We start from the raw sequence: 17,038 nt of genomic DNA, 5'->3' as shown, positions 1-17,038 counted from the left end.
GTGAGGGCCCGCTGCGCTGGGCTTGGGCGGTGGGGTGCGTCTTCCGCTGCGGCTGCGTCGTGGCTGGTCGCGCAGTTCCCCGCGCCCCTGGGCAGGCCACCTGGGAGTCACGTGTTCGTCTCGCGCTCCCGGGTGGCGGCACCACGGCTCCCCAGGGGCGCGGGGAACTGCGCGCCAAGCCACAGCGGACCCGCACCCGGACCCGCCGCGGAGCCAGAGCCACGCCCCCGTTCCCCCGCCCGGGAGGGCTAGTGCGCCGCGGATTCCCAGTCCGCGCCCACCCCCACCGACACATCGAGCGGCGCCCGCAGCGTCACCGCGCCCGCCATTTCCCTGCGGACCAGCTCCTCGGCCTTCGCGCGCTCGCCCGGCGCGATCTCCAGGACGATTTCGTCGTGGACCTGCAGCAGCATGCGGGAGTCGAGCTTCGCCTCGGTGAGCGCGCCGTGCACGTTCAGCATGGCAATCTTGACGATGTCCGCGGCCGTGCCCTGGATCGGCGCGTTCAGAGCCATCCGCTCGGCCATCTCGCGGCGCTGGCGGTTGTCGCTGTTGAGGTCGGGGAGATACCTCCGGCGACCGAGCATCGTCTCCGTGTAACCCGTGGCGCGGGCCTCGTCGACCGCGCGGCGCAGATAGTCCCGGACACCACCGAACCGCTCGAAGTACGTGTCCATCAGCGCGCGCGCCTCGCCCGCGTCGATGTTCAGCTGCTGGGAGAGGCCGAACGCGGACAGGCCGTACGCCAAGCCGTACGACATCGCCTTGATCTTGCGGCGCATCTCCGCGTCGACGGCCGAGCCCTCCACGCCGAACACCTGCGAGGCGACGGTCGTGTGCAGGTCCTCGCCGGACGAGAACGCCTCCAGGAGGCCCTCGTCCTCGGAGAGGTGCGCCATCACGCGCAGCTCGATCTGGCTGTAGTCCGCGGTCATCAGGGACTCGAAGCCCTCGCCGACCACGAAGCCGCGGCGGATCGCCCGGCCCTCGTCCGTACGCACCGGGATGTTCTGCAGATTCGGGTCCGTGGAGGAGAGCCGGCCCGTCGCCGCCACCGTCTGGTTGAACGTGGTGTGGATGCGGCCGTCCGCGGCGGTCGTCTTGATCAGGCCCTCGACCGTGACGCGCAGCTTCGCCTGCTCGCGGTGGCGGAGCATGATGACCGGCAGCTCGTTCTCCGTCTGGGCCGCGAGCCAGGCCAACGCGTCCGCGTCCGTGGTGTAACCGGTCTTCGTCTTCTTCGTCTTGGGGAGGTTCAGCTCGCCGAAGAGGACTTCCTGGAGCTGCTTGGGCGAGCCCAGGTTGAACTCGTGGCCGGCCGCCGCGTGCGCCTCCTTCACGGCCTGCTGCACCGCGCCCGCGAACTGCTGCTCCATGGACTGCAGATGGTCGCGGTCCGCCGCGATGCCGTGCCGCTCCAGGCGGGCCAGGAGCGCGGACGTCGGCAGCTCGATGTCGGTGAGCAGATCGCTCGCGCCGACCTCCGTCAGCCTCTCGCCGAAGGCGGTGCCGAGGTCGAGGATGGTGCGGGCCTGCGACATCAGGGAGTCGGCCTCGGCCCGGTCGTCCTCCTCCGTGCCGAAGGCGAGCTGGCCGTCGGCGGCGGAGGCGGGCGCCAGCTCACGGCCCAGGTACTCCAGGGAGAGCGCGTCCAGGGCGAAGGAGCGGCGGCCCGGCTTCACCAGATAGGCGGCGAGGGCGGTGTCCATGGTGACGCCGTCCACGGTCCAGCCGTGCTCGGGGAAGACCCGCATCGCGCCCTTGGCGTTGTGCAGGACCTTCGGCTTCGTGGCGTCGGAGATCCAGGCCGCGAAGGCGTTCTCGTCGGCCTCGTCCAGCGTCGCCGGGTCGAACCAGGCGGCCGCTCCCCCGGCCGCGGCCAGCGCGACCTCGGTGACCGTGCCCGTGCCGAGCTGCCAGGTGTCGACCGTGGCCAGGCCGAGGACCGCCGTGCCGTGCTCGGCAAGCCACGGCGCGAGCTCACCCGCGCCGAGCACCGAGCCGTCCAGCTCCACGCCCGGCTCGGCCGGGGTCTGCTCGGCCTCCTCCGCGCCCGGGTCGACGGCGAGCAGCCGCTCCCGCAGCGAGGGGTTACGGATCTCGAGGGTGTCCAGGACCATCGCCAGCGCCGTGCGGTCGTACGGCGCGCGCTCCAAGTCGACGACCGTCTTCGGCAGTTCGACGTCGCGCACCATCTCGGTCAGGCGGCGGTTGAGCTTGACCGCCTCCAGGTGGTCGCGGAAGTTCTGCCCGGCCTTGCCCTTGACCTCCTCGGCGCGCTCGACGAGGTCGGCGAACGAACCGAACTGGTTGATCCACTTCGCGGCGGTCTTCTCGCCGACGCCGGGGATGCCCGGCAGGTTGTCCGACGGGTCGCCGCGCAGCGCCGCGAAGTCGGGGTACTGGCTCGGGGTGAGGCCGTACTTCTCCTGGACCTTCTCCGGGGTGAAGCGCGTCAGCTCCGAGACGCCCTTCGTCGGATACAGCACCGTCACGTGGTCGGTGATCAGCTGGAAGGAGTCACGGTCGCCCGTGACGATCAGCACGTCGAAGCCGGCCGCCTCCGCCTGGGTGGCCAGGGTGGCGATGACGTCGTCCGCCTCGAAGCCGTCGACCGCGAAGCGCACCGCGTGCATCGCGTCGAGCACCTCGCCGATCAGCTCGACCTGCCCCTTGAACTCGTCCGGGGTCTTGGAGCGGTTCGCCTTGTACTCCGGGAACTCCGTGGAACGCCACGTCTTGCGCGAGACGTCGAACGCCACCGCGAAGTGCGTGGGCGCCTCGTCGCGCAGGGTGTTCGCCAGCATCGACGCGAAGCCGTAGATCGCGTTCGTCGGCTGGCCCGTCGCGGTCGTGAAGTTCTCCGCGGGCAGCGCGAAGAACGCCCGGTACGCCAGGGAGTGCCCGTCCATGAGGAGCAGGCGCGGGCGCTGCTCACCGCCCGGCTTCCCGTCCTTCGTCGCCGCGGTCTCGGACTTCTTCTTCGCTGCTGTTTCTGCCACGTCCCCGATCCTGCCACGCCCCACTGACACTCAGGCCCAACCCTCACCCGCGACCGCTCCGACAGTGCCGCGTGGGAGGATCGAAGACGTAGCTCACGTACGCGCTCGAAGGGGAGCCGACCATGGCAAGCAAGCCGCCCAAGGGCGATCCGGTCCAGGACGCGCCGCAGGTCGCCGGTGCCCAGCACGCGGCCGCGGGACTGCCCGCCATCGGTCACACGCTCCGCATGGCGCAGCAGCAGATGGGTGTGCGCCGCACCGCCCTCACCCTGCTCCGCGTCAACCAGAAGGACGGCTTCGACTGTCCCGGCTGCGCCTGGCCCGAGCCGGACCACCGGCACAAGGCCGAGTTCTGCGAGAACGGCGCGAAGGCGGTGGCCGAGGAGGCCACCCTGCGCCGCGTCACGCCCGACTTCTTCGCCGCGCACCCCGTCGCGGACCTCGCCACCCGCAGTGGGTACTGGCTGGGCCAGCAGGGCCGCCTCACCCACCCCATGTACCTGGCGCAGGACGCGGAGCGCTACGAGCCGGTCTCCTGGGAGCGGGCCTTCGGCATCATCGCCGAGGAGATCGCCGCGCTCGACTCCCCCGACGAGTCCGTCTTCTACACCTCGGGCCGCACCAGCAACGAAGCCGCGTTCCTGTACCAGCTGTTCGCCCGCGAGCTCGGCACGAACAACCTGCCCGACTGCTCGAACATGTGCCACGAGTCGTCCGGCTCGGCGCTCACCGAGACGATCGGCATCGGCAAGGGCAGCGTCCTCCTGGAGGACCTCTACAAATCGGACCTGATCATCGTCGCCGGGCAGAACCCGGGCACGAACCACCCGCGCATGCTCTCCGCCCTGGAGAAGGCGAAGAACAACGGCGCGAAGATCATCACGGTCAATCCGCTGCCCGAGGCGGGCATGGAACGGTTCAAGAACCCGCAGACCGCCCAGGGCATGCTCAAGGGCACCGCCCTCACCGACCTCTTCCTGCAGATCCGGCTCGGCGGCGACCAGGCCCTCTTCCGCCTCCTCAACAAGCTCATCCTGGAGACGGAGGGCGCCGTCGACGAGGAGTTCGTCCGCGAGCACACCCACGGGTACGAGGACTTCGTCGGGGCCGCGCGGGCCGCCGACTGGGACGACACCCTCCGGGCCACCGGTCTCGACCGCGGGACCATCGAGGAGGCACTGCGCATGGTGCTCGCCTCGAAGCGCACCGTCGTGTGCTGGGCGATGGGCCTGACCCAGCACAAGCACTCCGTGCCGACCATCCGCGAGGTCGTGAACTTCCTGCTGCTGCGGGGCAACATCGGCCGCCCCGGCGCGGGCGTCTGCCCCGTGCGCGGCCACTCGAACGTGCAGGGCGACCGCACAATGGGCATCTTCGAGCGCCCGGCGCCCGCCTTCCTCGACGCCCTGGAGAAGGAGTTCGGCTTCGCGCCGCCCCGCCACCACGGCCTGGACGTCGTCCGCGCCATCAGGGCCCTGCGGGACGGCGAGGCGAAGGTGTTCTTCGCGATGGGCGGCAACTTCGTCTCGGCCTCCCCCGACACGGACGTCACGGAAGCCGCGATGCGCCGCGCCCGGCTCACGGTGCACGTCTCGACGAAGCTCAACCGCTCGCACGCCGTCACGGGCGCGCGCGCCCTGATCCTGCCGACGCTCGGCCGCACCGAGCGCGACCTCCAGGGCAGCGGCGAGCAGGTCGTGACCGTCGAGGACTCCATGGGCATGGTGCACGCCTCGCGCGGCCGCCTGGAGCCCGCGAGCCCCCAGCTCCTCTCCGAGCCCGCCATCGTGTGCCGTCTCGCGCGCCGCGTGCTGGGCGACGCGTCCCGTACGCCGTGGGAGGAGTTCGAGAAGGACTACGCCACCGTGCGCGACCGCATCGCGCGCGTGATCCCCGGCTTCGAGGACTTCAACGCGAAGATCGCGCGCCCCGGAGGGTTCGCCCTGCCCCATGCGCCGCGCGACGAGCGCCGCTTCCCCACGGCCACCGGCAAGGCCAACTTCACGGCGGCCCCCGTCGAGTACCCGGCCGTCCCGGAGGGACGGCTGCTGCTGCAGACCCTGCGCTCCCACGACCAGTACAACACCACGATCTACGGCCTCGACGACCGCTACCGCGGCATCAAGAACGGCCGCCGCGTGGTCCTCGTCAACCCCGAGGACGCGGCGGAGCTCGGTTTCGCCGAGGGGACGTACGCCGACCTCGTCAGCGAGTGGCAGGACGGCGTGGAGCGCCGCGCGCCGGGCTTCCGCATCGTGCACTACCCGACGGCCCGCGGCTGCGCCGCCGCGTACTACCCCGAGACCAACGTCCTGGTGCCGCTGGATGCCACCGCGGACACCAGCAACACCCCTGCCAGCAAGTCCGTGGTCGTACGCCTGGAACAATCAGCCGTCGACTGAGCGTTTGCTCAGCGACAGGTGCGACGACGAACGAACGGAGCCTGGCCCCATGGGTGAGCAGCACGGTGTGAAGTTCCCGCAGGAAGTCATCGACGAGTACGCCTCGCTCGGTGTCGACCTGCCCTCCCTGTTCTCGGCCGGGCACCTCGGCACCCGCATGGGCGTGCAGGTCCTGGAGGCCTCGGCGGAGCGTGTCGTCGGCACGATGCCGGTCGAGGGCAACACACAGCCGTACGGACTGCTGCACGGCGGCGCGTCCGCGGTGCTCGCGGAGACCCTGGGCTCCGTCGGCGCGATGCTGCACGGCGGCGCCCACAAGCTGGCCGTCGGCGTCGACCTGAACTGCACGCACCACCGGGGCGCCCGCTCCGGTCTGGTCACCGGGGTGGCGACGCCCGTGCACCGGGGCCGCTCCACGGCGACGTACGAGATCGTGATCAGCGATGAGCAGGGCAAGCGGGTGTGCAGCGCGCGGCTGACGTGCATGCTGCGGGACATGCCCGTGGAGACCGGCTCGGCAGGGGCGGCAGCGGCCGCGGGCTGACCGCTGAAGGACCCGGCGGCGAGGGCCGGTGCCCGCGCATTGTCGGAGCGCGAGGCTCCGGTCTAGCGTCTCTTCATGAGGCACCGGATATCGCTCTGTGCGCTCGCCCTCGCCGCCGTCGTCGCCGCCGGATGCGGTAGTTCCGGCTCCGGCGATTCGGACGCGGCGCCCAGCCCCTCCACCGCCACGACGTCCCCCGCCGACCTGTGCACCACGATCATCACCAAGTGGGCGCGGAAGATCTACGACTCGGGCGACAAGACCTACGGCGACTACCAGTCGATGGGCCTGTCGAACGGGCAGTACATGATCCTGCGCGACGTCCTGGACGCCGCACGCGCCGAGCGCAGCCGTGAATCGGCCACTTCGGGGCGGGAGTTGATCGACCGTCAGGTCCGCAAGCGGTGCGCCGAGCGCTACCGCGACGGCGGGCCGAGCGGCGGGCCGTGGACGTGAACGCCATCGGCCCGGTCGAGCCGGGCGAGGACACCTACGACCACGAGTCGGCACTCCCCCGCAGAGCCCGGTCGGGCACGTTCCGGTTCCGCCGCACCACCCTCGCCGCCACCGCGGCCGCGATCATCGGCGCCGCCGGGATCGGCTTCTATCTGACGCGACCGGAACCGCCGCCCCCAGCGCCCGCGCCATGGCCGTCACAGAGCGTCTCGGTGACGTACGAGGGCGGGATGTCACAGCCCCGGGCCGGGGACCGCACGTTCACCTTCGCCGTCGCGTTCGCGCAGGAGTCGGGACCGCCCGCGACCGTCCGACGGGTCGGTCAGCCCTCCGCGGCCCTTTCGGTCAGCACGTCCCCACTCACCCCTTTCGAGGTTAAATCGGGATCACCCCGGAAGTTGATCATCACGATGCACATTCGCGAATGCGGCGAAGTGCCCCGGAATGCGGGACTCCCTTTCCTGGAAGTAACACTGCGTAATGTGCGCGCAATCGAGAACCAGAGTTACATCCTGGGTCCGGAATACGCGAATGATCTTTCTGCCGCCCTCATGGCCGCATGCCCGCGAACACCGGCGTCATGAGTAAAACTGCTTTACAGTCCTGCCAGTTGCCCTGGGGATTCTCACCATGCGGATACGCCGAGATCCACCTAACAGGGCCATATTCAGCCTCAACCGCCCCCTGCGTTCCAGCCCGGAATACTCCGTGGCATAACAAGAGCGTCACAGCCTTGGTCCGACCACTCCACCAAGAACAAAGGCGCCCTTAGAGTCACGGCCAGTCACCGCGCCCACCGGATTCCTGTCAGTTCGGTTCCGCGCTCGACTCGGCATCCCAACAAGGGACAGCCGTGCCAGGGGAAAGGACTGATCGTGCGTCAACGTTCGCTCATAGCCATCACCGCTGCACTCACCGCGGGGGCTCTCACCCTCACCGCCTGTGGCTCGCGCGACGACAAGGACGACGGAGACGAGGCCGGTGGCGGCGGCACCACCGTGGTCATCGGCGTCGACGCGCCACTGACCGGCGAACTCTCCGCGCTGGGCCTCGGCATCCGCAACTCCGTCGACCTCGCCACCAAGCAGGCCAACGAGAAGAAGTACGTCGACGGCGTCACGTTCAAGATCGAAGCCCTCGACGACCAGGGCCAGCCCTCGTCCGGCCAGACCAACGCGACCAAGCTCGTCGCCGACAAGGAAGTCCTCGGCGCCGTCGGCCCCCTGAACTCCTCCGTGGCCGAATCGATGCAGAAGGTCTTCGACGACGCCAAGCTCGTCCAGGTCTCCCCCGCCAACACCAACCCCGCCCTCACCCAGGGCCCGGACTGGAACGGCGGCAAGAAGGCGCGCCCCTACAAGTCCTACTTCCGCACCGCCACCACCGACGCCATCCAAGGCCCCTTCGCGGCCCAGTACCTGTACAACAAGGCCAAGAAGAAGAAGGTCTTCGTCGTCGACGACAAGAAGACCTACGGCGCCGGACTCGCCGCCACCTTCAAGGACGAGTTCACCAAACTCGGCGGCAAGGTCGTCGGAACCGAACACATCAACCCCGACACCAAGGACTTCGGCGCCGTCGCCACCAAGATCCGCAACTCCGACGCGGACCTCGTCTACTACGGCGGCGAATACCCCCAGGCCGGACCCCTCAGCAAGCAGATGAAGCAGGCCGGATCCAAGGCGCCCCTCGTCGGCGGCGACGGCATCTACAGCGCCGACTTCATCAAGCTCTCCGGCAAGCAGGGCGTCGGCGACTACGCCACCTCCGTCGGCCAGCCCGTCGAGCAACTGCCCTCCGCCAAGGAGTTCATCGCCAACTACAAGAAGGCCGGCTTCAAGGAAGCCTACGAGGCCTACGGTGGCTACTCCTACGACAGCGCCTGGGCGATCATCGAAGCCGTCAAGAAGGTCGTCGACGACAACGACGGCAAACTGCCCGACGACGCCCGCGCCAAGGTCATCGACGCCATGAAGGGCGTCTCCTTCGACGGTGTCACCGGCAAGGTCTCCTTCGACGAATACGGCGACGCGACCAACAAGCAGCTCACGGTCTACCAGGTCAAGTCCACCGACCCCAAGAGCGGCTGGAAGGCCGTCGAGTCCGGCACCTACACCGGGGCCAACTGACACCCGGCACGTAGCCCACGACAACCCGCGCGGGGCGCCGCAGACGAGCGCCCCGCGCGGCGTCGCATCCGTCGCACGAAAGACTCGGAGGACCTGCGGTGCACGAACTGCCGCAACAGCTGGTCAACGGCCTGCTATTGGGATCCATGTACGGCCTCATCGCCATCGGCTACACAATGGTCTACGGCATCGTCCAGCTCATCAACTTCGCCCACGGCGAGATCTTCATGACCGGCGGATTCGGCGCCCTCACCGTCTGGCTCTGGCTCCCCGCCGGCACCAGCGTCTGGGCCGCCCTGCCCCTCATGCTCATAGGTGCCATCTTCGTCTCCACCACCATCGCCATCGGCGCCGAACGCTTCGCCTACCGGCCCCTGCGCGGCGCACCACGCCTCGCCCCGCTCATCACCGCCATCGGCCTCTCCCTCGCCCTCCAGCAGGCGGTCTGGGCCTGGTACCCCGAGGCGAAGTCCGCCCGGTCCTTCCCCGAACTGCCCGGCGGCTCCATCCACATCGGCTCCGTCACCATGCAGCCCGGCGACATCTTCCTGCTCATCACCGCCCCCATCTGCATGGTCGCCCTCGGCTACTTCGTCATGAAGACCCGCATCGGCCGCGGCATGCAGGCCACCGCGCAGGACCCCGACACCGCCAAACTCATGGGGATCAACACCGACCGCGTCATCGTCGTCGCCTTCGCCATCGGCGCCGCCTTCGCCGGCATCGCCGCCGTCGCCCGCGGACTCAAGTACGGCCAGATCGACTTCCGCATGGGATTCATCCTCGGACTCAAGGCCTTCACCGCGGCCGTGCTCGGCGGCATCGGCAACATCTACGGCGCCATGATCGGCGGCGTCGTCCTCGGCCTCGCCGAATCCATGGCCACCGCCTACATCAACGACGTACCCGGCATGGACAAGCTCGGCGGCCAGTCCTGGGCCGACGTCTGGGCGTTCGTACTCCTCATCGTCGTACTCCTCGTCAGGCCCCAAGGCCTCCTCGGCGAGCGCGTCGCGGACAGGGCGTGACAACCATGACCACACACACCACCACGGCCGACAACGCCCAGCCGCACAAGGAGAAGCCCCCCACCGGGCTCATCCCCATCCCCGTCGGCCCCGCCCGCGCCCTCGCCACCGGCGGCGGCATCCTCACCGTCGTCTCCGCGTTCCTCGCCTGGACCTGGACCGCCGCGTTCCCCGGCGACCTCACCGTCTACGGCTACCCCGGCGGCCTCCAATGGCTCGTCCTCATCGCCGGTGCCCTCACCACACTCCTCGGACTCGCCTCCTACGGAGTCAAGGGCATCCGCACCATCGCCCCCGCCGGAACCGACGCCGCCCTCAAATACGCCGCACTCGCCGCCTTCGCCACCGCCTGGTACACGCTCTTCGCCATCAGCAAGAAGCTCGGCGGCCTCGCCAACCTCGAACCCGGCGGCTGGATCGCGGGCATCGCCACGCTCACCGCCCTCATCGGCGCCCTCGCCCTGCCCTTCCAACGACCGCACACCTACCCGGTCGACGAAGAAGACAGCGCCTGGGAACAGTTCAAACACCGCACCCGCAACGCCAGCACCATCGTCAAGGGCGCCTTCGCCGCGGAAACCCCGGCCCCGCCCCGCAGGCTCAACTCGTACCTCGAGATCCTGATCATCATCGCGGCGCTCGCCACCGGCCTGCTCGTCTTCACCTACGGCATCGGCACCGAGTACGACGAACTCTTCATCGGGTTCCTCATCACCGTCGGCTTCTGCTTCGCCGCACTCTCCAAAGCAGGCCTCGTCGCCCAGGTCTCCACCTACACGGCACGGCACCGGCACGTCACCCTCGTCGGCGCCTTCCTCGCCGCCGCCGCATTCCCCTTCACCCAGAACGACGACCAGTACGCCACCATCGGCGTCTACATCCTCATCTTCGCCACCGTCGCCCTCGGACTGAACATCGTCGTCGGCCTCGCGGGACTCCTCGACCTCGGATACGTCGCCTTCCTCGGCGTCGGCGCCTACGCCGCGTCCATGGTCTCCGGAACGCCGTCCTCGCCCTTCGACGTCCACCTCCCCTTCTGGGGCGCCATCCTCGTCGGTGCCGGCGCATCCCTCGTCTTCGGCGTCCTCATCGGCGCCCCCACCCTGCGCCTGCGCGGCGACTACCTCGCCATCGTCACCCTCGGATTCGGCGAGATCTTCCGCCTCGCCGCCAACAACTCCGACGGCTCCTCCGGACCCGACATCACCAACGGATCCAACGGCATCTCCTCGATCCCGAACCTCAAGATCTTCGGATTCGACTTCGGCGTCGAGCACACCATCGCGGGCTTCACCATCGGCCGCTTCGCGAACTACTTCTTCCTGATGCTGCTCATCACCCTCGTCGTCGTCCTCGTCTTCCGACGCAGCGAGAACTCCCGCATCGGACGCGCCTGGGTCGCCATCCGCGAGGACGAGACCGCGGCGCTGGCCATGGGCATCAACGGCTTCCGCGTCAAGCTCATCGCCTTCGCCCTCGGCGCCTCGCTCGCCGGACTCGCCGGCACCGTCCAGGCCCACGTCACCTACACCGTGACACCCGAGCAGTACCAGTTCGCCAACTCCGTACCGCCCAACTCCGCGTTCCTCCTCGCGGCCGTCGTCCTCGGCGGCATGGGCACCATCAGCGGCCCCCTCGTCGGCGCCGCACTCCTCTACCTCATCCCCAACAAACTCCAGTTCCTCGGCGACTACCAGCTGTTCGCCTTCGGACTCGCGCTCGTCCTCCTCATGCGCTTCCGCCCCGAAGGCCTCATCCCCAACCGCCGCCGCCAACTCGAGTTCCACGAGGCAGAACTCAGCCCCGGCGAGACGCCGCCGCCCGCAGCCCTCAGCAAGACAGGGGTCTGACCATGACCACCGACATGACCGAAGAGGACCGCACCCCCGCCGCCCCGGCCGGCCAGCACGTCCTCGACGCCCGCGGCGTCACCATGCGCTTCGGCGGCCTCACCGCCGTACGCTCCGTCGACCTCACCGTCAACAGCGGCGAGATCGTCGGCCTCATCGGCCCCAACGGCGCCGGTAAGACCACCTTCTTCAACTGCCTCACGGGCCTCTACATCCCCACCGAGGGCGAAGTCCGCTACAAAGGCGACGTCCTGCCCGCCAAATCCTTCAAGGTCACCGCGGCAGGCATCGCCCGCACCTTCCAGAACATCCGCCTCTTCGCCAACATGACGGTCCTGGAGAACGTCCTCGTCGGCCGCCACACCCGCACCAAGGAAGGCCTCTGGTCCGCCCTCCTGCGCGGCCCCGGCTTCCACCGGGCAGAAGCGGCCTCCAAGGCCCGCGCCATGGAGCTCCTCGAATTCGTCGGCCTCGCCGACAAGGCGGAACACCTCTCGCGCAACCTCCCCTACGGAGAACAGCGCAAGCTCGAGATCGCCCGGGCCCTGGCCAGCGAACCCGGCCTGCTCCTCCTCGACGAGCCCACCGCCGGCATGAACCCCCAGGAGACCCGCGCCACCGAAGAACTCGTCTTCGCCATCCGCGACATGGGCATCGCCGTCCTCGTCATCGAGCACGACATGCGCTTCATCTTCAACCTCTGCGACCGCGTCGCCGTCCTCGTCCAGGGCGAAAAACTCGTCGAAGGAACCAGCGAAACGGTTCAACAGGACGACCGCGTCATCGCCGCATACCTCGGCGAGCCCTTCGAGGAGAACAAATCATGACCGCACTCCTTGAGGTCGAGGACCTCCGCGTCGCCTACGGCAAGATCGAAGCCGTCAAAGGCATCTCCTTCAAAGTCGACGCCGGCGAAGTCGTCACCCTGATCGGAACCAACGGCGCGGGCAAGACCACGACACTCCGCACCCTGTCGGGGCTCCTCAAGCCGGTCGGCGGATCGATCAAATTCAACGGAAAACCGATCCGCAAATACCGCGCCGACCAGATCGTCGCGCAAGGCCTCGCCCACTCCCCCGAAGGCCGCCACATCTTTCCCCGCATGACCATCGAGAACAACCTCCGCCTCGGTGCCTACCTCCGCTCCGACAAAGCGGGCATCGAAAAGGACATCCAGCGCGCCTACGAACTCTTCCCCATCCTCGGAGAACGGAAGAAGCAGGCCGCGGGGACGCTGTCGGGCGGCGAACAACAAATGCTCGCCATGGGCCGCGCCCTCATGTCCCAGCCGAAACTCCTCATGCTCGACGAACCCTCCATGGGCCTTTCACCGATCATGATGCAGAAGATCATGGCGACGATCTCCGAGCTCAAGGCCAACGGCACGACGATCCTCCTCGTCGAACAGAACGCCCAGGCCGCGCTCTCCCTCGCCGACCACGGCCACGTCATGGAGGTCGGCAAGATCGTCCTCTCCGGCACGGGTGGGGACCTCCTGCACGACGAGTCCGTGCGCAAGGCGTACCTGGGCGAGGACTAGGCGCCCGCACGGCCCTTGCACGCGAAGAGGCCCGCACCCCCGGAATCCGGTGGGTGCGGGCCTCTCCGCACGTCTCTGCCGAGCGCTCAGCCCTTCGACGCCTTCTTCTCCTCGGCGTCCTCGATGACCGCCTCCGCGACCTGCTGCATGGACAGACGACGGTCCATCGACGTCTTCTGGATCCACCGGAACGCGGCGGGCTCCGTCAGGCCGTACTCCGTCTGCAGAATCGACTTCGCCCGGTCCACGAGCTTCCGCGTCTCCAGACGCAGCGAGAGGTCCGCGACCTCCTGCTCCAGCGCCTTCAGCTCCGTGAAGCGGGACACGGCCATCTCGATGGCCGGGACCACGTCGGTCTTGCTGAACGGCTTCACGAGGTACGCCATCGCGCCGGCGTCCCGCGCCCGCTCGACGAGGTCGCGCTGCGAGAACGCGGTGAGCATGAGCACCGGGGCGATGGACTCCTCGGCGATCTTCTCGGCAGCGGAGATCCCGTCGAGGACGGGCATCTTCACATCCAGGATCACCAGATCCGGCTTGTGCTCACGGGCCAGCTCGACGGCCTTCTCACCGTCACCGGCCTCGCCGACGACGCTGTACCCCTCTTCCTCGAGCATCTCCTTGAGGTCGAGCCGGATCAGGGCCTCGTCCTCGGCGATGACGACACGGGTCGTCAGCGGAGGCACGTGCGACTTGTCGTCGTCCGACGCGTCGGTGGGCTGGGGCGACTCGGGGGCGGTCACGGGGGCTCCTCGTTACGGGCAGCTGCTGCTTCCCATGAGCCTACCTAGCTACGGTATGGTGGATGCGCGCAGGGTCAAGGGAAACCTTTGATTCAGCGGGCCCCGGTAGCCCAATTGGCAGCAGGCAATGGATTCAAAACCCATACAGTGTCGGTTCGAGTCCGACTCGGGGCACTTTTCCTTCAATTCCAAGGTCACCAATAGCTAGCGGATGTTCTCGTTCCCGTGAACATCCGCTTTTTGCTGCGCACCGAAGCCCGAAGCCACGCACAGTGAGCCCATGTACGACATGGCCACACGCAAGCGAGCCATGGCCCTGGTCGGGCAGGGCCGCAGCCTGAACTCTGTCAGCAAGGAGACCGGTGTCTCCAGGGCTGCCATCCGCTCCTGGCAGACGCGCATCGAGCCACTCGACCGCGGCCGCGCCGATCCGTGCCCTCGATGTGCGGACAGGCCGCGCACTCCCGGGGATCCCGCCGCGTACTCGTACCTACTGGGTCTCTATCTCGGCGACGGCTGCATCAGCCACCAGCGGCGCGGCGTCCATTCTCTGAGGATCGCCTGCGCCGACGCCTGGCCCGGCCTCATCGAAGCCTGTGTCGAAGCGGTCTCAGCCGTACGCCCGACGAACAAGGTGTGCCGCGTCCAGAGCATCGGCTGCCAGTACGTCACTTCCTCGAGCAAACACTGGCCCTGCTTCTTCCCCCAGCACGGGCCCGGCAAGAAACACGACCGAAAGATCACCCTCGAACCCTGGCAACAGGAGATCGTCGACTCTCACCCGTGGGACTTCATCCGCGGCCTCATCCACTCCGACGGCTGCCGCACCACCAACTGGACGACCCGCCTCGTCGGCGGAGTACGCAAGCGCTACGAGTACCCCCGGTACTTCTTCACCAACGTCTCCGACGACATCAGGGAGCTCTTCACCCGCACCCTCGACGCGCTCGGCGTCGGCTGGACGCACTGCACCCGCCACGGCAACCCATACAACATCTCCGTCGCCCGCAAAGCTGACGTGGCCCTCATGGATCTCCACGTGGGCCCGAAGCACTGACCACCCGCCGCGCTACTTCGGGCTGTCGTCCTCGCCGATGTGGTGGATGCGGACCAGGTTCGTGGAGCCGGGGACCCCGGGCGGGGAGCCGGCCGTGATGACGACCGTGTCGCCCTTCTGGCAGCGGCCGATCTTGAGGAGGAGCTCGTCGACCTGGTCGACCATCGCGTCGGTGGAGTCGACGTGTGGGCCGAGCAGGGTTTCGACGCCCCAGGTGAGGTTGAGCTGGGCGCGGGTCGCCTTGTCGGGGGTGAAGGCGAGGAGCGGGATGGGTGAGCGGTAGCGGGAGAGGCGGCGGACCGTGTCGCCGGACTGGGTGAAGGCGACGAGGAACTTGGCGCCCAGGAAGTCGCCCATTTCCGCGGCCGCGCGGGCGACGGCACCGCCCTGGGTGCGGGGCTTGTTGCGTTCCGTCAGCGGGGGCAGGCCCTTCGCGAGGATGTCCTCCTCCGCCGCTTCGACGATGCGGCCCATCGTCTTGACGGTCTCGATGGGGTATTTGCCGACGCTGGTCTCGCCGGAGAGCATCACCGCGTCGGTGCCGTCGATGACGGCGTTGGCCACGTCGCTCGCCTCGGCCCTGGTGGGGCGGGAGTTGTCGATCATCGAGTCGAGCATCTGCGTGGCGACGATGACCGGCTTGGCGTTGCGCTTGGCGAGCTTGATGGCGCGCTTCTGGACGATCGGGACTTGTTCCAGGGGCATTTCGACGCCGAGGTCGCCGCGGGCGACCATGATGCCGTCGAATGCGGCGACGATGTCCTCGATGTTGTCGACGGCCTGGGGCTTTTCGACCTTGGCGATGACGGGGAGGCGGTGGCCCTCTTCGTCCATGATGCGGTGGACGTCTTCGATGTCGCGTCCGCTGCGCACGAAGGAGAGGGCGATGACGTCGAATCCTGAACGCAGGGCCCAGCGGAGGTCTTCCCGGTCCTTTTCGGAGAGCGCGGGGACGGAGACTGCGACGCCGGGGAGGTTGAGGCCCTTGTGGTCGGAGACCATGCCGCCTTCGATGACGGTGGTCGTGACGCGGGGGCCGTCGACCGCGGTGACCTCAAGAGTCACTTTGCCGTCGTCGACGAGGATGCGTTCGCCGGTGGTGACGTCCTCGGCGAGGCCGTCGTAGGTGGTGCCGCAGACCTGCCGGTCACCTTCGATGCCGTCTTCGACGGTGATGGTGAACTCGTCGTCGCGTTCGAGTAGTACGGGTCCTTCGCGAAAGCGGCCGAGGCGAATCTTCGGACCTTGAAGGTCGGCGAGGATGCCGACGCTGCGGCCGGTCTCCTCCGAGGCCTTTCGCACGCGCTGGTAGCGCTCCTCGTGCTCGGCGTAGGTGCCGTGGCTGAGGTTGAAGCGGGCCACGTCCATTCCGGCTTCGACCAGTGCCTTGATCTGGTCGTACGAGTCGGTCGCGGGTCCCAGGGTGCAGACGATTTTCGCTCGGCGCATGCTTCGACCCTAGGCCTTACCCGTGGGTAGAGAATTGGTCGGGGGTGACTACTCAACAACCTTTGCATGAAGGGTTATTGACAAGTGTTGAATTGTGCGGGGACCCGCTCCGATGAGCGTGATGGGCGTGCCGGATGGAGGCGTTCTAGGGCCGCAGTTCCGGTGGGGTCATGGTGAATCGCGCGTTGACCTGTGCGTAGACGTGCTGGCGTTGGGGTTCGAGGTCGAGGGGTGGGGCCTCCGTGAGGTCGGGGGCGCCTCCGTAGGCGACGGCGGAGCGCATGCCTCCGGCGAATCCTCCGTAGCCCTGGGCGGGGGCGTTGTCGGCGCCGAGGTCGGCGAGTTCGACGAGGGCGGCGAGGCCGGTGCCGAGCGCTTCGGCGTATTCGCGGGCGCGCTGGACGGCTTCGCGGACGGCCTGCTGGCGGGCCCGGCGGTGGATGGGCGAGTCGGCGCGCAGGGCCCACCAGGGGCCTTCGACGCGGGTGAGGTCGAGGTCGGCGAGGCGGGTGGTGAGTTCGCCGAGGGCGGTGAAGTCGGTGAGTTCGGCGGTGGTGTGGACGCGGCCGTGGTAGGCGCGGATGCGTTCGCCGCGGCCGTGTTTGGTGAGTTCGGGGCTGATGGAGAAGGCGCCGGACTCGATCTTCTCGACGGCTTCGCCGTAGGTCTTGATGAGGTCGAGGACGGTGGTGTTGCGGCGGGTGAGGTCATTGAGGGCGTCGCGGCGGTCGGTGCCGCGGGCGTGGACGGTGATGCCGATGCGGGCGATCTCGGGGTCGACTTCGAGGTGTGCTTCGCCACGGACGGCGAGGCGGGGTGCGGCGGGGGTGCCGTAGGG

Annotated in this window: 14 protein-coding genes and 1 tRNA gene; 11 read left to right on the top strand and 4 right to left on the bottom strand. The window is 68.5% G+C overall.

From position 1 onward, the window contains the following. Positions 1-248: 248 nt before the first annotated feature. A complete protein-coding gene (gene polA, locus AOK03_RS18050; RefSeq protein WP_055566313.1) occupies positions 249-3,002 on the bottom strand; it encodes a DNA polymerase I in 2,754 nt (917 codons plus the stop codon). Between the two features lie 122 nt (positions 3,003-3,124). Here polA and AOK03_RS18045 point away from each other — a divergent pair, with 122 nt between their 5' ends. The 9 genes from AOK03_RS18045 (at position 3,125) to AOK03_RS18005 (ending at position 12,951) form a co-directional block, all read left to right on the top strand. After that, positions 3,125-5,404 (top strand): FdhF/YdeP family oxidoreductase, encoded by a 2,280-nt coding sequence (locus AOK03_RS18045; protein ID WP_055566312.1) that lies wholly within the window; start codon positions 3,125-3,127, stop codon positions 5,402-5,404. A gap of 49 nt (positions 5,405-5,453) precedes the next feature. Then, a complete protein-coding gene (locus AOK03_RS18040) occupies positions 5,454-5,948 on the top strand; it encodes a PaaI family thioesterase (RefSeq protein ID WP_055566311.1) in 495 nt (164 codons plus the stop codon). A gap of 75 nt (positions 5,949-6,023) precedes the next feature. Continuing rightward, a complete protein-coding gene (locus tag AOK03_RS18035; RefSeq protein WP_055566310.1) occupies positions 6,024-6,404 on the top strand; it encodes a hypothetical protein in 381 nt (126 codons plus the stop codon). Further along, entirely contained in the window at positions 6,395-6,988 is a 594-nt protein-coding gene (locus AOK03_RS18030; RefSeq protein WP_341845814.1) for a Tat pathway signal sequence domain protein, read from the top strand. Before AOK03_RS18035 ends, AOK03_RS18030 begins: the two co-directional genes overlap by 10 nt. A 291-nt stretch (positions 6,989-7,279) precedes the next feature. After that, positions 7,280-8,533: a branched-chain amino acid ABC transporter substrate-binding protein gene (locus AOK03_RS18025; RefSeq protein ID WP_055566309.1), complete on the top strand. Its 1,254-nt coding sequence runs from the start codon at positions 7,280-7,282 to the stop codon at positions 8,531-8,533. Positions 8,534-8,631: 98 nt separating this feature from the next. Then, positions 8,632-9,561 carry a branched-chain amino acid ABC transporter permease gene (locus AOK03_RS18020; protein ID WP_055566308.1) on the top strand — a complete coding sequence of 310 codons (930 nt, stop codon included), beginning with the start codon at positions 8,632-8,634 and terminating at the stop codon, positions 9,559-9,561. Positions 9,562-9,566: 5 nt separating this feature from the next. After that, positions 9,567-11,411 (top strand): branched-chain amino acid ABC transporter permease, encoded by a 1,845-nt coding sequence (locus tag AOK03_RS18015; protein ID WP_055566307.1) that lies wholly within the window; start codon positions 9,567-9,569, stop codon positions 11,409-11,411. A 2-nt stretch (positions 11,412-11,413) separates the two neighbouring features. After that, positions 11,414-12,238 (top strand): ABC transporter ATP-binding protein, encoded by an 825-nt coding sequence (locus AOK03_RS18010; RefSeq protein ID WP_244177650.1) that lies wholly within the window; start codon positions 11,414-11,416, stop codon positions 12,236-12,238. After that, positions 12,235-12,951, top strand: coding sequence for an ABC transporter ATP-binding protein (locus AOK03_RS18005; RefSeq protein ID WP_055566306.1), 717 nt, complete (start codon positions 12,235-12,237; stop codon positions 12,949-12,951). The genes AOK03_RS18010 and AOK03_RS18005 overlap by 4 nt, the downstream gene beginning before the upstream one ends. Before the next feature lie 86 nt (positions 12,952-13,037). Here AOK03_RS18005 and AOK03_RS18000 read toward each other — a convergent pair whose 3' ends face one another. After that, positions 13,038-13,694: an ANTAR domain-containing response regulator gene (locus AOK03_RS18000; protein WP_055566305.1), complete on the bottom strand. Its 657-nt coding sequence runs from the start codon at positions 13,692-13,694 to the stop codon at positions 13,038-13,040. A 99-nt stretch (positions 13,695-13,793) separates the two neighbouring features. On the opposite strand from AOK03_RS18000, the gene AOK03_RS17995 reads away from it, so the two are divergent. Together AOK03_RS17995 and AOK03_RS17990 are read left to right on the top strand one after the other, a co-directional pair. Next, a tRNA-Leu gene (locus AOK03_RS17995) sits at positions 13,794-13,868 on the top strand. Positions 13,869-13,974: 106 nt separating this feature from the next. Continuing rightward, positions 13,975-14,751, top strand: coding sequence for a helix-turn-helix domain-containing protein (locus tag AOK03_RS17990; protein WP_055566304.1), 777 nt, complete (start codon positions 13,975-13,977; stop codon positions 14,749-14,751). Positions 14,752-14,763: 12 nt separating this feature from the next. On the opposite strand, the gene pyk is transcribed toward AOK03_RS17990, so the two are convergent. Next, positions 14,764-16,200: a pyruvate kinase gene (gene pyk, locus AOK03_RS17985; RefSeq protein WP_055566303.1), complete on the bottom strand. Its 1,437-nt coding sequence runs from the start codon at positions 16,198-16,200 to the stop codon at positions 14,764-14,766. A 145-nt stretch (positions 16,201-16,345) separates the two neighbouring features. After that, positions 16,346-17,038: SIMPL domain-containing protein (locus tag AOK03_RS17980; protein ID WP_055566302.1), on the bottom strand; the 693-nt coding region annotated here is incomplete at its 5' end.

Source organism: Streptomyces atriruber (assembly GCF_001418325.1).
Lineage (GTDB): Bacteria > Actinomycetota > Actinomycetes > Streptomycetales > Streptomycetaceae > Streptomyces > Streptomyces atriruber.
The sequence above is the reverse complement of the archived record's forward strand: the minus strand, read 5'-3'. Positions and strand labels throughout refer to the sequence as shown.

Excerpts from the sequence above, each read along its gene's own strand:
- AOK03_RS18035 (WP_055566310.1), top strand. The coding sequence starts at position 6,024 with ATGAGGCACCGGATATCGCTCTGTGCGCTCGCCCTCGCCGCCGTCGTC.
- AOK03_RS17990 (WP_055566304.1), top strand. The coding sequence starts at position 13,975 with ATGTACGACATGGCCACACGCAAGCGAGCCATGGCCCTGGTCGGGCAG.
- AOK03_RS18040 (WP_055566311.1), top strand. The coding sequence starts at position 5,454 with ATGGGTGAGCAGCACGGTGTGAAGTTCCCGCAGGAAGTCATCGACGAG.
- AOK03_RS18045 (WP_055566312.1), top strand. The coding sequence starts at position 3,125 with ATGGCAAGCAAGCCGCCCAAGGGCGATCCGGTCCAGGACGCGCCGCAG.
- AOK03_RS18015 (WP_055566307.1), top strand. The coding sequence starts at position 9,567 with ATGACCACACACACCACCACGGCCGACAACGCCCAGCCGCACAAGGAG.
- AOK03_RS18010 (WP_244177650.1), top strand. The coding sequence starts at position 11,414 with ATGACCACCGACATGACCGAAGAGGACCGCACCCCCGCCGCCCCGGCC.
- pyk (WP_055566303.1), bottom strand. The coding sequence starts at position 16,200 with ATGCGCCGAGCGAAAATCGTCTGCACCCTGGGACCCGCGACCGACTCG.
- AOK03_RS18005 (WP_055566306.1), top strand. The coding sequence starts at position 12,235 with ATGACCGCACTCCTTGAGGTCGAGGACCTCCGCGTCGCCTACGGCAAG.